Genomic DNA, 13,923 nt, shown 5'->3' with positions numbered 1-13,923 from the left:
AAAATCAAAAAGCTTTCCAACTCGATTAGGTCATTTCCCTGAAAGCCTATGTACCCTATAAGCGAGACAATAAACCTTTGGGACCCATAACATAAACGTTTATTAATTTAAAATCAAATCGTTTCAATTCTTAAAACTTGAATCTCATCTTCAACTTAATTAATTAAGGGAGGCTTCCCTTGGAGTCATTCACAAAATTATAGCTCCCGCTATTCTGGGAAGCTTAGCATCCAGTTTCATTATGGCAGCTCTATTTCCGATTACAGTGATTGGTGAGTCCAGCTCCACAAATGAACTCTGACCCTCCAGTTTCATAGTCTTTATGGGGCGTATTTTAGATCCTATAGCTGCATGCATCTGTCCTTGAGCCTCCTTGAAATATTTATTGGCGATGAATGGACCGCTAATCGAATTGGATGCATGACAGTCACTACATAATACATCTCCCTCCTCTATATCATCAACATCCACTCCCTTCAATGCCAATCCCACCCGAACCCCCAAATCCGCTTCGTCGTAATTTACATCCTGGATCTGAATTGATCTGACCTCTACGTCTATATTGCGCGGCATTAATTTCAATCTATCGTGTACTCTGACCTTGCCCCCCTTAACGAAACCAAGCACTACGGTGCCAACGCTCTTCACGTTGAATGCTTGATCCACCACAACTAACGTGGAATCACTCAATCGAGTAGGATCTATTTGCCTTAATTCGCTTAATGCATCATATATATCCATGTATTTATAATTGCGGCCCAGATCACCGGCTATTTGTTTTATGGATTCATGATTGGATACCACGATTATATTTTTCATTCCCATTAAGTCTAACGTTATCAATGCCTCGGCAAGCGAAGAATCTATGCGGACTGGATTAACTATAGCTGCGTCAGCATAGGCGATTGCCTTGATTAAGGGCTGGAATTTTTCCGGGTACTTGGTGGGCTCTATTAGGGTTATAACATCATCATCTATTCTCCTGTGATATATCGTTATATCAGTCGATGATGATTTCTTGGCTAACTCCGCATTAATGCTGTAATCCCCTATGGTAACAACATTTACATGCATCTGCCCTACTTCTCCACCCGATTAATAAGCGATGCTATGCCTGGCGGCGCTTGGCAAGCAGCCTTAGCGTAGGAATTAGTCGCACGCTACTCCTCGCTAAAACGACAAGGCTTTGAACCACCCCGTTCATGAATCAATCTAATGCTGGAGTCAAGGCGCGATAATAATTGAATTATCAAGTCAAAGTTAAAATACTCCTCCCATTTAAGCCAAATTAACCGTGCTTGCTGGGCATCCCCGATACAGCCCCACGAGAATGCTGGGCGTCTTTGAGTGGGGACTAGTGTGGAGGACCGCCATCACTGATATTTGATGAAGTACCAGGGTTCTGAACTCCGCGTCTCTGAGCATCTCCATGGCTCTCCAGCCATTTCATCTCATCTATGTCGATATCCTTGCCGTATTTGCCCAGGCTTATGGCTTCCATTATTATTAACCCAGCCACTATGTGCTTGCACAGCTCATTCCCCAAAGTATTGGCCTCGCACGTGCATTTAGCTCCATATCTTCCCACCAAGGCGTAATGGAACACATCATCTCTTGTCTCCGATTTAAACCTGAGCCGTATCCCATATATCTTTCCATCACCTTCCTTCACCTCGATCACCTCCGCTTCACCTGCATACTCCGCTATATCTATCAATCTCGATAATCTATATCCTATCCTTCGCGATAGAATCACCAAGAATTCCTTCAACCTAGTATCCCCATCCTTATCGCCCACGCCTAGATCAGCCTCTGCGAGTTAGATTTACTTGCTCTTAATGATTTCGCCCGCGGCTTCCCTTCTGCTCAAAACCCTTCTAAGTCCATGTATGTATTTATCGTAGAGTATTGCCATGATGGCGTCGAAGCTATTGGAGCCATATCTATCCTGGGCCTCCTTCATCACGACCACCTTTGACGTGAAGACCACCACCTTACAATTAGGACAGCCTATTAATATCAAGTTGTTTTTTATGTTCAACGATAAGGGACCTCCACAGTTCGGGCAGCTATGATCTATTGAATTGACCATGAAAATCAATGATCCACTGAATTTTAAAGGGTAATTCGCAATAATTCTAGATCAACAGACACACTATTCCGAGCAACGGTTAAATTACTTTGACCGATTTATATAAATCAACGTGCACGTATTCGTGGGCTCCATAAATGAAAAATAACTAATCTTCCGTCACTCTTTAAATGCAGCGATTACTGTATCCATCACTTTCTTGCTTTGCGTCACCAATATATTTATGTGGGGTTGTTTTAAAATGCCCAGATCATCCAACGAACCATTCAATGGATTAATAATGTACGCGCCCAATTCCTTGGCTATCACGTAGGCAGCGGCTATATCGAATATCCTCAGCTTGTTTCGTATATCCATGAATAAAAGGAACCTGCCGAATGACGCGAGCGTTGCCTCTAGGCTGGAGGAGCCCAGGGTCCTTACCTTAAACGTGCCCAATAACTCGTATATTTTCTTTATCTTGGAGAACATATCCATGCTAATGGATGGCTCCATATAGATCGATGCTATGGGCTTATCCAACGCCTCGCCGAGCGGTTTGACGGTATTGCCCTTAACGAATATGCCCTTTCCCTTCTCTGCATAATAATAGGCATCGCGCTGCACATCTATTATTATTCCAGCAATTAAATCCGACATCCTGGGATCGCCGGAGTACTTTGCCACCCCTATGGAGACCGAATAAAAGGGTATATCCATCACGAAGTTGAGCGATCCATCCAATGGATCAACAACAAATAAATATGATGGATCGCTACTTATCTTAACTAAATCCCGTTCCTCAGTCAATATAACGGCCGGCACATCATGTTTTCTCAAGCTATCTATCAAGTAATCCTCAACTTCCCAATCTATTCTCCTGGTAACGTCATTTTTCTTTTCCTTTATAATGGTCTTATAAGATGGATCTGTGGATTTACTCATGATTAGGGATGCGGCGCCTTTTCCCACGTCCTCTAGGATTGACTTGATATTTATGCTCACTAAAATATCGCCCCTTTGGCATTTTAAAAACATTTAGCATTTTGTAGCCGCCACGTAATGCATAAAACGAATGAAATTGATGGCCAAACAAGCTTCCTTACCTGCCTCCAGTCAACATTCATGGCCCCAATGCACTGAGTCCAGCTATTGTGCTTTAAAATGTAGGTTTTTCGAGCATTGCCTCCACGTAAAGGAGCTATAAGCGAAGAAGCCGCCGTCTCGATTACCAGCACGATAAAGCTTAAACCGTTCCTCGTGGATACATTGATCCATGGGAGAAAGATTTGAGGATTACGTTGCATCGCTCCTGGTCGACCTGGGATATTCGATTTTAGGAAGCAGGGTTAAGATCGAGTCAGGCGGCGTGGAGGTGGGGGAGGTCGATCTATTGGTTTCCGACGCCGCGGGTACTAAATATGCAGTAGAAGTTAAGGCAGGGAAAATAGATGTGAGCGGTGTGAGGCAAGCATATGTGAATTCCGTCGTGTTGGGGGTAAAGCCCATGATAGTCGCAAGAGGCTTTTCAAACGATTCTGCATCTCAATTGGCAAGCGAGTTGGGAGTGAAGGTGATTAACCTGGCCGAATCCGTTGTGATGGGAATTGATGAGTTGAGACTAGCCATAATGGATTCATTGTATCAATTTACAATGGAGTTAATGGAACCCGTGAAGGTGGCAATGCAGGGTAACATTCATCCAGATATAATAAATGCATTGGTGGAGTGCAGCGATGTGGACTGCATATGTCATAAACTACAAACAGATGATTGTAATAAATTAATGGCATCTATTAGACAAGCATTTAATGTGAAGGATGCATCACTTAGAAAGTTACGCTTATTGGCATTAATATATAAATTATTTATATCGGCTGGAGGCAAATAATTATTCGTCAATGATGCCCACAATTGTGGAGAAACCTTAAAAATAGCTGAGAAATAAAGAGTCGGTGCATTCATGAAGCCATCTATAGAGGATATAAGACATTTATATAAGCCCAAGGTAAAACCCATAGAGTGGAACCATAATGGCCATCTGATATTGCTAGATCAATCCAAGCTACCCTTTGAAACCACATACGTTACGCTGACCACCCCCGAGGCCACGGCAGATGCAATACGTACAATGAAGGTCAGGGGCGCGCCCGCTATAGGAATAACGGCGGCGTACGGTATGGTCCTAGCTCTTTTCAATGGATCCTTATCCACCTTAAACGACGCATTGGAGGCGCTGAGGAAGGCCAAGGTAGTCCTAGATGCAGCTAGGCCCACTGCAGTTAACCTAGCATGGGCCACTAACAGAATGGTGAAAAAAGCAATGGATCTATCCAACAATGGAGACGCCAAAACACCCGCGCAATTGAGGGAACTCCTGATAAAGGAGGCCGAGGCTATATTCGACGAGGAATATAATGCTGAAATAGCAATGGGGTTATATGGACTGGAGAAAATAAACGAAGGAGATACGATCCTAACTCAATGCAATGCAGGCGGCCTAGCCACCGGCACTGGACTCGGAACCGCCACCGCCCCCATCAAGATAGCACACGCTTTGGGCATCGAGGTATCCATGATAGCCCCTGAAACTCGTCCATGGCTACAAGGCGCCCGATTAACCGTCTACGAATTAATGGTGGAGGGAATACAGACTACCCTCATAACGGATACAGCGGTGGGATTGGTGATGTATAAGGGCATGGTGAATAGCGTGATGGTTGGAGCGGATAGGATACTGAGGGATGGCCACGTGTTTAATAAGATAGGAACCATGAAGGAGGCCATCATAGCCCATGAATTCGGCATACCATTCTATGCATTGGCTCCATCATCTACGTTCGACATGAAAAGCAAAGTAGATGAGGTGATAATAGAGGAGAGGGATCCGGACGAGGTCAGGAAAATACGAGGTGTGCCCATAACCGTGGAGGGTGTGCCCGTTTATAACCCGGTGTTCGATCCAACACCGCCCAAATACGTCACGGGCATAATTACAGAGAAAGGAATAATATACCCCCCCTTTGCTAGAAATATACCAAGGATGATAGGTGAGTAGCCATGGAGGACATGGAGGACAAGATAACCAAGGCTATAGTGGAGTTGATAAGGAGGAGCAAGGGACGCAAGTTAACCTTGAAGGCAACCGTGCTCGTCAGGGTAGCGGGCCTCGATGAACGGCACAAGAATATATTGAAGGCAGCTAGGCTGCTCAGCAAGCTGGCCGGCGAGAGGGTGATAAAAATAGAGAGAAAAGCCAAGACTTCTAAATCCAAGTCAATAATGTACGTAGTGGATGAGTCCTTGGATATATGGAGAATGTCCAAGGATAAGCCGGATGAGGCTACTAGTTTTCTAGGCTCATTAACTAAGCGATTCCATAACCGCTCCTCGCCAACCCAAATGCGGCGGTAAGGCCTGCCTATTTGCTGGCTTGAGGACCCGATTAATAATAGGAATTAAACTAATTCCGTGGCTTCCAAGGCAGCCTCCGCCGCCTTCCTAGTAATTCCATCTGTTCCCAGTATAGTATATCTATCTGGCCTTATGGTGTGGGCCATGGTTAATGCTTGTAATGCAGTCTCCTTATCGATCCCTATATCGGCCAGCTTGACAGGTATCCCCAATTCTTGCATAACTCTCTTTATTCTCCTCCAATTAAGGCCATGTAGGTATGCCATCACTATGCTGCCCAGCGCCACCTGCTCTCCGTGAAGTGCACCATGCAATCTCCGCTCCTTGGACAGCAAATCCAATGCATGGCTGAACAAGTGCTCGGAACCGCTGCATGGACGCGAACTGCCCGCTATCGCCATGGCAACGCCACACCCTATCAATGCCTTAACCACAATTCTGGTGGCCACCTCATCATGTCGCCTCAGATTTTGCCTATTTCTCATTATTATCTGATAACTGGACAACGCAAGCGTGGCCGCGTACTCGCTGTATTCCTCTCCCTTTATCTTAGCACCCAACTCCCAATCCTTAACTGCTATCAATTTGCCTATTAACTCGCCGATCCCCGCAATTAAGTACCGCCGCGGTGCCTCCGTTATTATTGATGTATCGGCTATTATCGCTAGAGGGGTTTTTCGAACCTTGGGAAAGCCCATTTTCATCAACTCAAGCTGAAGAGTGTAAGATACGTATGGGGATGCTATTCCATCATGGCTAGCAACCGTGGGAACCGATATGAATGGCTTGTCCAAGATGAATGCCACGGCCTTCCCAGCATCCACTATCCTGCCACCGCCTATGCTTATCACGGCATCCACATTTCTATGCTTCTTGACTAATTCCTCTATCAATTGTGCATTTACATCATCTAGTTCCTCTATTACCGCATCGTTCCTTGACCTATCAACTACCTTCTTGCTATGGGTGATGCCCGTCAGCAGCAATGCATTATTGCCTAACTTGAGCATATCCAATATTTTATTCAACCTCTCTATCGCGCCCGGCCCAAATAATGTATACCTAGGTATCTCCAATTCTTCCAATTCCTTCATTCTTACCTCCAACTTACGAGGAGGGAAAAATCCTGGGTCTTAAGGGTTACTATTCATTAAGCAAGGACAAGGAACTGGAGGCAAGCATGGAGATACGGCATCTTATAGATAGCGTGAGCCCTAGTGGAGAATATCGTGGAACGGCATTACTCGCTTTACTTTGACAAGTAATTATTCATAAAGGGCAAACTAAGTCTGGAGGGCCTCAAAAGGCGACCCGCCATTTTAGTCTTCCTTTCCTGTTAATATCTTGTACTTATCGATGTCCCTTAATATCTTCACCTCCTCCTCCGTTGGATCGCATACGGTTCCCACTTTATCCGAAACCTCTATCTCGAAACCACTATTTGCCTGTATGTCCTCCAACGTAACGCCCGGCATCATTGCTATAAGCCTCATCCTCTTGTTCCTCCCATTGAAGTCATATAATCCCAACTGAGTAATGACCATCCATGGACCAGATAAGCGCGGCAGGCCAACCTCGTTCCTGGAATCGCCCCCGCTCAGCCAGCCAGGAGTCGTAATGAAGTCCACCTTAGGCACGAATTTTCGCTTATCCTGCCGCATTATTATCATGACCTTATTGGAGAGGGAGCCGACCTCATTTGCACCCCCGCTTCCCGGCAACCTAACCGTGGGTTTCTCCCAAGTGCCTATAACCGTCGTGTTTAGGTTCCCGTACTGATCTATCTGCGCACCTCCAAGTAGACCTAAATCCACGCGGCCAGTTGCCGCCAGCGACATAACATAATCCATTGTCGTGGTCATAAATCCACCCTTATATGTCCTAGTATCGGCGACAGATATAGGCAAGTATTTGGGAGCGTGCGATATGCCGCCCGATTCGTATATAAGCGTTATATCGTGCATGTAAAGCCTAGCCGCCAAGGTGGCCGCCAACAACGGTAGGCCTGTTCCCACGAATATAGTTTTGGCTTGGGACTTAGCTATCATCCTAGCCGCCGCAATAGCCATTAGTTCGGTTCTGGTGAAGTTCATTTTCTATTCACCCATGGATATTGAGGCTCCATAAATCCCTCCTCTATATCCTCTAGTTCCTTTATTTTCTTTATGCCTACCTTAGTTTCCAAGTAATTCCAGTAATCCGTGGTATCCAGTATATATTTCTTGATATAGGCCCTAGCCCCCTCCTCCGTTTCCGTGACCTTAAGGAATTCGAAGAGGTGGTCCTCGTCCCAATAATACTTCGTCGGCATCAAAGTGGGATGCGCTCCATATGGTTGAACCACCACGGCATCCACTAGGAAGTGCGGTATAGTGGTTAGCCACGGCTCTTCTCTTATATGTTCCGGTGATACCAATTCCTCCGCAACTATGATTAAGTTCTTTGCTGCTCTAACCAAGTTGAAGTCGGCCATCAATGGACCTATTATCTGGGAATTTCCGTATTTATCTGCCTTATGCACGTGTACGACTGCCACGTCTGGCCAGCAAGCAGGAACCATGGTGATGGGCTTATTAGTCATGGGATCCACCATTTGCATGGCCGCGCTCTTACGGAACGTATCGCTTCCAAGCAATGATCTAATTGGGGTCCATGGAATACCCATAGCAGCAGCCCTTAACCTCCATTGAAAGCTTCCCAAGGACCACTCAGAGAGAACGCGAACCTTGCCTGTCTCGAATAGCCGTCTTATCCCCCTCAGTAATCCCCGCACCTCCAACGATGCCGTGAACGCCAATTCCACCTCATTGGATACGCCGGCCAGCAATAACAGTCCATATATGTAATTATCCGGCACCATCAATAACTTGAGGCCGGTGACTCCTTGTCTGATCATCTCATGAGCGAATGCAACGGGGGTCCTAACATAACCGAAGCCTCCAAACATCAATGAATTCCCCGGCTTTATGAATGTCTTAACAGCATCCTTTAGGTCCATTACCTTATCCTTGAGTCCCTTATCCTTGGCTGCAAACCATTCCCGCATATCATCGGGATCGCTCCAACAGACTGTGCTGCCCTCTCCCTTTACCATGTCCATGGGTAATGCTCAAATATATCCCTATATATTTTTTATTGTCAAATCTAGCATATGGAGTTACGCATGAAGCCGCGAATTAAGGAGGGCCATGCCTTCCGACTCGCATCGATTTATCGTGGAGGCAACAGAGCATTAACGATATCTTATGGAAGACCACATTTGACATGCTAACACGCATTGCTGGGCCCTTCATGCCGATTAAAAAGGATGATTCAGCCGAGAAGCACCGCCATATTAGCATTAATCCTAACGTATCCTCATCCGCGGCAGGGAACGAATAATCCCCTACAGGAGGTTTTTTATGGTGAAGGCTAAAACAATGCCTCGTCTCTATTATAAGCGTTGAGCCATGTTCCCTAGGACAGAGCAAGCCCACCATAATCCCTCCTCCTAAGATGGATTGAAACTACTCCGAGAGATGGAATCCTCACCGTAAGATGCTAATTCGCGAGGGGGTAATCGCTGTATGGAACCGCGGCTTTAGTTTATCAATATTTATAAATCGTTAACTAGCAAATATTAACTAAATGAGCGCCGAGGATAGGATTTACCTGGAGGAGCTGCTGGGTAGATTGGATGCTGTAAATAATATAGAGGTTATCGGTTATGATCAAGATGGGGCCGCCCGGGTTACTAAGGTCAAGGGCATAATAAAGGGCGAGCTGAACGAGAAGGAGCTGGGCGAGCTGAAGAAGAGAAGACCTAGGGGAAAACCCACTCCCAAGCAGGTAAAAACGGTTAAGGATCTGGCCAGCATATTATACAATAACAAGGTTAAGTTCAAGGTGGTATTTGGATCTAAGGAGGCAACAATAAGGTTTGATCAAGGCTATATCAGATTGACGGAGGAAGATGCCAGAATAGCAGGGTTCAAGAGCGAGAATGATTTTCCCCTTCCTCTAATAAAAGATGAGCTAAATAAATACGGCAAAGTCCTATTCCTAAAACCGCTCAAGTAAGGCGCTTCTATACATTGATGGAATCCATAGGCCTTCACATGCTAAATTCCTAAATTACTCATTGAATTAGCTCGAAGAAGTCCTGATTATCAGCCTAATCATTTATACTTGGTTAAGTCCAAGAATTCCTTAACGGTTATCTTGGTTATGGAGGTCCCGCTTCTACATAATATAAGTGGTATCTTGACCATGGAGTCCTTGGCTCCATACCTCAATAATAGGTCCAGCGCCTCAGGCGAGTCCAGCGACAACATCTTGCACTTAGATCCCAAGGCATTGCAAGCAATCGATAATTCCCTGAAATTGATGTCCCACTCCTCAGTTATTACCACTATTTCATCGGGCTGACCTTGCATTCAATCACCAACCATTAGAGCTTGTTGTGAGGGATCCATGACTGAGATGCTGCCTGCGATATGTCCTAGCCAGTAGGGCGACCATCACACTTCCAACCATAATGAGACCCCGGTCACGACATTATTAATATTACTTGAATCGGACCAGCCCTATAATTTAAGCCCCGCGTGATTACAGTTTAATAATAAAGGCCTCGCTATAAGGAGCCCTCCCTTCTGGAATTAGACCTACATGATTTTAGTACCATTCCCATAAATTAAAAGATTACATGACAACAAATATTAGACTTTTTTCTCCGATATTTCAGTTTCCTCATCCATTATATGGATCAATTCATCCAGTATTTCGCTATATACATCATCTGGGTTCCTTAATGTTCTATTCTTTAGCCTATTCTCATATTCATGGATTATATCATCAATGTCTGGCCTATAATCAAATCGCTTTGCAAAGAACAGAGACAGGGAATTCATGTCCCTTACAAAATATTCAATGCTATTAATTAATGTGGTTGGAACCCATTGAGGCCAATCTATCAAGAAGGGCTTCTCGGAGATCATTATGTTGAACTCGCTTAGATCCCCATGTATGTATCCCGCATCGAAGGCTACTCCCACGGATTCCATAATGCTCTTCCACGTCTCAACAGGATCATCTACTTGAGCATCAACCAGCCTATATCCGTCTATGTAGCTCATCACCACCGCATGCCTATTGACAGATATGGGTTTTGGCACATTGGCCCCAGCCTTGTAGACTCCCCTTAATGCTATATACTCCATGTGAGCCGATATTCTGGACTCATAAAGCCAAGATATGTGACGATGTTTGCCCACCCATAATCTGTATCGCCTCACATTCCTGAAGCTGGTCCGTCCTAATCTATGAAGCTTCACCACCACGTCTTTGCCCGTAACAGTCCTAGCAGCATATACATCAGACTCCTTTCCTGTCCCAATTGGTGACGGTGATAGCGACTCTATTATCCCTTTCTTGGCCAACGCATGAATCGCAAGCATATCGTATCCTCCATACGTCAGCCTATAGCCTACTCCCCCTTCGCGAGATACCAATGAGAATTTATTTAATCGCTTGAGTGATTCGCGAACTGAACCCTCATCCCAACCTAACCATCGGACCAGTTTATCGATGGGGACATATTCATAATGCTTATGCAAGATCTCCATTACCATCAAAGTCCGTATATCTCTCTTCTCTATCATTTCATACGCAGCGGCTATATCCTTTATGCTCACTGATTACACAATAATAAAGCGCCCATTTAAATCCTTGCCGGAAAAGAGAATGAAACCAAGTTCAAAACCAGCTACATGGACGTATTGGACGTGCATGAAGATGAAGAAGCGCGAGATGATTTCCTTCAATGATCCACCGTTTACCCATTGTAGGATGAAGAACCTAACATAGCATAATGGTTAATCATATATGTTTTGGGACGTGATCTATGAAAAAAACCTTATATTTAGGTTGAGCAGCATTATATGCGTAATGCAAAACATCAACGATTCAATAAACCGGATGAAGAACATCAATGAGAAGCTTAACGATATGTTCTATAAATATTCCGATGAGGTGGCCGGCATATTGATATCCATGATTTCCAGGGAAAACTTCCTACTGGTCGGCCCCCCAGGCACCGCTAAGACCACGTTAGTTTATACCCTGTCTAAGTTAACCAATATTAAGTGGTTTTACAGGCAATTAACCAAATTCACCGACTTGGAAGAAATATTAGGGCCCATAGATATAGCGAAGTTACTTGAAGGAAAGGTGGAGCGCATATATGCAAATTCCATAGTGGAGAGCGAGCTGGCGCTGCTGGATGAAATATTCAATGCATCCAGCGCGATACTGAATACCTTGCTTTCTTTGTTAAATGAGAGGGTAGTGTACGATGGAGACAAGATAATCCCCGTCAAGACCTGGGCCGTATTTGGCAGCAGCAATAGGGTACCCGATGAAGAGGAGCTGCAGGCATTATTCGATAGATTTCCCATGAGGACTTTCACAGAATATGTGTTGCCTGAGGACACCGAGAACCTGCTGGTGAAGGGTTGGAACCTGAGGCGGGAACTGGACGAGCTGAGGCCAATGGCGTCCATGGATGATATAAAAATCCTGAACCAAATGCAGACTAATTTCATCTTAAACAATACAAAGGATATATCTAAGGTACTCTCTCCAGTTATAGCGGATTACGTGGAGCATATACCCATTAGCAATAGGACCAGGATCAAAATACCACTCTATGCATACTCATTACTTATGATTCAAGGATTCAAGCCGGAGGAGGTGACGCCGATGATGCTCAAGGTAGCTGCCATAAGGATAGCAAAGTATTTGATTCAAAACAAGGATCAATTAAGCGAATACGAGGCGTTCTCGATGACCCATATGCCGGAGGAATTATTGAAGATAAATGACCTAATAAGCGAGGCCAAGGCATTGCTGAGCAACAACATAGTGGATGATGCGAGGATAAGATTGATAGATGCGAGGGACGCCATAAATTCGATCAAGGCCAAGTGGGATAAAAGCCTCTTCAGCTTATATAAATATGAAATAGAAGAGATGATGAATAACATAGAGAGGTTGGAGGAGATGATAGAGAATGAGCGATGAACGCCGCAAACGCGGATTATTGTTGAATGTGGATTATGATGATGAGCTGGCCCGGTATAGACTACGCGAGGTATTCATGGAGGGAAAAAGACGCATGGTTCCTGGAATGGAGAAAATACCCCAATATACCTTAATAGATTCATTCTACGTCCACTACAGAAGCCCAATGCTCGGTCAATTGAAGGATTTAAAGGATGAAAAAGATATTTTGTGGTATCATTTACTCAACACCTACATACGCAGCGATCAATATAGCGAGGCAACCAAGGTAACCAAACTAAATGGCCATCTCTCCAAATTAATGGCAGTCAAAATGCTGAGGATATATAGCAATTTATTGAGCAAAATGGAGAGAAGCGAGGGATTCAAGCAAATGGTCAATGATTCGACGAACAGATCGTCCAGCTCCAAGGAAAATAAGGCAATGATAGAGCGCGAAATACGCTCCCTCCTTTCCTTTTATCTCGGCAATATGAAGCGCATAAACGATACCGTAAAGAAGGTTAAATCGGTGATGGGCAGCTCCATAGGCCATGAGGTGGCCGATATATTGTTGAGCACCGATATAGATCCATATAGAAGCAGGTTAATAAACATGCTGGACTCGCTGGTTAGACTAATATCGGATGTTAAGTATAAAATGGATCTTCTTAAGGAGGAGGACGTAGTATATAAGGGAATCTCGTCTGGAATAAAGAAAATATCCAGGGTCTCGGAGCTCAAGGATATGACACCATCCGAACGGGCATTGATACAAGTATCCAAGCCGCTATACGCATATAAGCTGGGCACGAATAATCTATTCGTAAATGAAAGGAAGCTCACGAAGAAGCCCAAGGTATACTTATTAATAGACAAAAGCGGAAGTATGTTCTATACCGTGATGAATAATCTATTCGAATTCGGAAGCATCAGCAAGATAACTTGGGCCACTGCCTTGGCCACAGTGTTGGTAATGAAGGGAAGCGATGTCCAGGTGAGGTTCTTCGACCAACAAGTATATCCAGCCATAAATGACAAGAAAGAGATAATACGAACGCTTCTCTCCTTAATTCCATTGGGGGGAACCAACATAACGGCAGCCATCAATATGGCGATCGAGGATGCACGCCATAATCCACAGCTACGCGATTATAAATTAGTATTGATAACAGATGGGGAAGATGATGAATTAAGCATGGAGCCCATAGATCACGTGCATGCAGTATTCAGCAACTTCAAAATAGTTCTAATAGGGAATGAACAATCAATGTTGGACTCATCAAAGAATACCATAAAGATAAATAGCTTGACATCTAAGTCATTGATGAGGATATTGAAGTCAATTTGAGCGGCGACTCTAAATCAATAGTTTAAAGCCCAGATGCCTTAATATTATT

The 13,923-nt window shown here is 44.5% G+C and carries 15 protein-coding genes; 6 read left to right on the top strand and 9 right to left on the bottom strand.

Annotation, left to right across the window (positions count from 1 at the left end; translation table 11 throughout):
* Window positions 1-189: 189 nt before the first annotated feature.
* The 4 genes from ACZ5ZS_RS01770 to ACZ5ZS_RS01755 all read right to left on the bottom strand — a co-directional run bounded on the left by ACZ5ZS_RS01770 (window position 190) and on the right by ACZ5ZS_RS01755 (window position 3,076).
* Complete coding sequence (locus ACZ5ZS_RS01770) at window positions 190-1,074, bottom strand: EF-Tu/IF-2/RF-3 family GTPase (protein ID WP_188596184.1); 885 nt, start codon at window positions 1,072-1,074, stop codon at window positions 190-192.
* Between the two features lie 280 nt (window positions 1,075-1,354).
* Complete coding sequence (locus ACZ5ZS_RS01765; protein ID WP_188596183.1) at window positions 1,355-1,798, bottom strand: hypothetical protein; 444 nt, start codon at window positions 1,796-1,798, stop codon at window positions 1,355-1,357.
* 27 nt (window positions 1,799-1,825) lie between these two features.
* Entirely contained in the window at window positions 1,826-2,092 is a 267-nt protein-coding gene (locus tag ACZ5ZS_RS01760; protein ID WP_075058883.1) for a hypothetical protein, read from the bottom strand.
* Window positions 2,093-2,251: 159 nt separating this feature from the next.
* Window positions 2,252-3,076: an inositol monophosphatase family protein gene (locus ACZ5ZS_RS01755; protein WP_188596182.1), complete on the bottom strand. Its 825-nt coding sequence runs from the start codon at window positions 3,074-3,076 to the stop codon at window positions 2,252-2,254.
* 271 nt (window positions 3,077-3,347) lie between these two features.
* On the opposite strand from ACZ5ZS_RS01755, the gene ACZ5ZS_RS01750 reads away from it, so the two are divergent.
* The 3 genes from ACZ5ZS_RS01750 (at window position 3,348) to ACZ5ZS_RS01740 (ending at window position 5,485) form a co-directional block, all read left to right on the top strand.
* A complete protein-coding gene (locus tag ACZ5ZS_RS01750) occupies window positions 3,348-3,962 on the top strand; it encodes a restriction endonuclease (protein ID WP_188596181.1) in 615 nt (204 codons plus the stop codon).
* 72 nt (window positions 3,963-4,034) lie between these two features.
* Window positions 4,035-5,129, top strand: a complete 1,095-nt coding sequence (locus tag ACZ5ZS_RS01745) for an S-methyl-5-thioribose-1-phosphate isomerase (RefSeq protein WP_188596180.1) — start codon at window positions 4,035-4,037, stop codon at window positions 5,127-5,129.
* 2 nt (window positions 5,130-5,131) lie between these two features.
* Window positions 5,132-5,485 (top strand): hypothetical protein, encoded by a 354-nt coding sequence (locus ACZ5ZS_RS01740; RefSeq protein WP_075058880.1) that lies wholly within the window; start codon window positions 5,132-5,134, stop codon window positions 5,483-5,485.
* A 44-nt stretch (window positions 5,486-5,529) separates the two neighbouring features.
* Here the strand turns inward: ACZ5ZS_RS01740 and ACZ5ZS_RS01735 are convergent, their stop codons facing one another.
* From ACZ5ZS_RS01735 to ACZ5ZS_RS01725, 3 genes are all read right to left on the bottom strand, one after another.
* Window positions 5,530-6,579 carry a sn-glycerol-1-phosphate dehydrogenase gene (locus ACZ5ZS_RS01735; RefSeq protein WP_188596179.1) on the bottom strand — a complete coding sequence of 350 codons (1,050 nt, stop codon included), beginning with the start codon at window positions 6,577-6,579 and terminating at the stop codon, window positions 5,530-5,532.
* 225 nt (window positions 6,580-6,804) lie between these two features.
* Window positions 6,805-7,578: a CoA-transferase subunit beta gene (locus tag ACZ5ZS_RS01730; RefSeq protein ID WP_188596178.1), complete on the bottom strand. Its 774-nt coding sequence runs from the start codon at window positions 7,576-7,578 to the stop codon at window positions 6,805-6,807.
* Window positions 7,575-8,585, bottom strand: coding sequence for a CoA transferase subunit A (locus tag ACZ5ZS_RS01725; protein ID WP_188596177.1), 1,011 nt, complete (start codon window positions 8,583-8,585; stop codon window positions 7,575-7,577). The genes ACZ5ZS_RS01730 and ACZ5ZS_RS01725 overlap by 4 nt, the downstream gene beginning before the upstream one ends.
* Before the next feature lie 527 nt (window positions 8,586-9,112).
* On the opposite strand from ACZ5ZS_RS01725, the gene ACZ5ZS_RS01720 reads away from it, so the two are divergent.
* A complete protein-coding gene (locus tag ACZ5ZS_RS01720; RefSeq protein WP_188596176.1) occupies window positions 9,113-9,544 on the top strand; it encodes a hypothetical protein in 432 nt (143 codons plus the stop codon).
* A gap of 98 nt (window positions 9,545-9,642) precedes the next feature.
* Here ACZ5ZS_RS01720 and ACZ5ZS_RS01715 read toward each other — a convergent pair whose 3' ends face one another.
* Both ACZ5ZS_RS01715 and ACZ5ZS_RS01710 read right to left on the bottom strand, forming a co-directional pair.
* Window positions 9,643-9,900: a hypothetical protein gene (locus ACZ5ZS_RS01715; RefSeq protein ID WP_188596175.1), complete on the bottom strand. Its 258-nt coding sequence runs from the start codon at window positions 9,898-9,900 to the stop codon at window positions 9,643-9,645.
* 282 nt (window positions 9,901-10,182) lie between these two features.
* A complete protein-coding gene (locus ACZ5ZS_RS01710) occupies window positions 10,183-11,157 on the bottom strand; it encodes an RIO1 family regulatory kinase/ATPase domain-containing protein (protein WP_188596174.1) in 975 nt (324 codons plus the stop codon).
* A gap of 253 nt (window positions 11,158-11,410) precedes the next feature.
* Here ACZ5ZS_RS01710 and ACZ5ZS_RS01705 point away from each other — a divergent pair, with 253 nt between their 5' ends.
* Both ACZ5ZS_RS01705 and ACZ5ZS_RS01700 read left to right on the top strand, forming a co-directional pair.
* The gene (locus tag ACZ5ZS_RS01705) at window positions 11,411-12,544 is read left to right on the top strand and encodes an AAA family ATPase (RefSeq protein WP_188596173.1); all 1,134 of its coding nucleotides are present in this window, start codon (window positions 11,411-11,413) and stop codon (window positions 12,542-12,544) included.
* Complete coding sequence (locus tag ACZ5ZS_RS01700) at window positions 12,534-13,874, top strand: vWA domain-containing protein (RefSeq protein WP_188596172.1); 1,341 nt, start codon at window positions 12,534-12,536, stop codon at window positions 13,872-13,874. The genes ACZ5ZS_RS01705 and ACZ5ZS_RS01700 overlap by 11 nt, the downstream gene beginning before the upstream one ends.
* The last annotated feature ends 49 nt before the right edge of the window (window positions 13,875-13,923 follow it).

The sequence above is a fragment of the Thermocladium modestius genome, from assembly GCF_055398215.1.
This window is presented reverse-complemented; position numbering and strand designations above follow the sequence as displayed.

What these genes read in the sequence shown, in the direction of transcription:
- ACZ5ZS_RS01770 (WP_188596184.1), bottom strand. Translation starts at nt 1,074, where the DNA reads ATGCATGTAAATGTTGTTACCATAGGGGATTACAGCATTAATGCGGAG.
- ACZ5ZS_RS01725 (WP_188596177.1), bottom strand. Translation starts at nt 8,585, where the DNA reads ATGGACATGGTAAAGGGAGAGGGCAGCACAGTCTGTTGGAGCGATCCC.
- ACZ5ZS_RS01715 (WP_188596175.1), bottom strand. Translation starts at nt 9,900, where the DNA reads ATGCAAGGTCAGCCCGATGAAATAGTGGTAATAACTGAGGAGTGGGAC.
- ACZ5ZS_RS01750 (WP_188596181.1), top strand. Translation starts at nt 3,348, where the DNA reads ATGGGAGAAAGATTTGAGGATTACGTTGCATCGCTCCTGGTCGACCTG.
- ACZ5ZS_RS01740 (WP_075058880.1), top strand. Translation starts at nt 5,132, where the DNA reads ATGGAGGACATGGAGGACAAGATAACCAAGGCTATAGTGGAGTTGATA.
- ACZ5ZS_RS01700 (WP_188596172.1), top strand. Translation starts at nt 12,534, where the DNA reads ATGAGCGATGAACGCCGCAAACGCGGATTATTGTTGAATGTGGATTAT.
- ACZ5ZS_RS01745 (WP_188596180.1), top strand. Translation starts at nt 4,035, where the DNA reads ATGAAGCCATCTATAGAGGATATAAGACATTTATATAAGCCCAAGGTA.
- ACZ5ZS_RS01705 (WP_188596173.1), top strand. Translation starts at nt 11,411, where the DNA reads ATGCAAAACATCAACGATTCAATAAACCGGATGAAGAACATCAATGAG.
- ACZ5ZS_RS01720 (WP_188596176.1), top strand. Translation starts at nt 9,113, where the DNA reads ATGAGCGCCGAGGATAGGATTTACCTGGAGGAGCTGCTGGGTAGATTG.
- ACZ5ZS_RS01730 (WP_188596178.1), bottom strand. Translation starts at nt 7,578, where the DNA reads ATGAACTTCACCAGAACCGAACTAATGGCTATTGCGGCGGCTAGGATG.
- ACZ5ZS_RS01735 (WP_188596179.1), bottom strand. Translation starts at nt 6,579, where the DNA reads ATGAAGGAATTGGAAGAATTGGAGATACCTAGGTATACATTATTTGGG.
- ACZ5ZS_RS01760 (WP_075058883.1), bottom strand. Translation starts at nt 2,092, where the DNA reads ATGGTCAATTCAATAGATCATAGCTGCCCGAACTGTGGAGGTCCCTTA.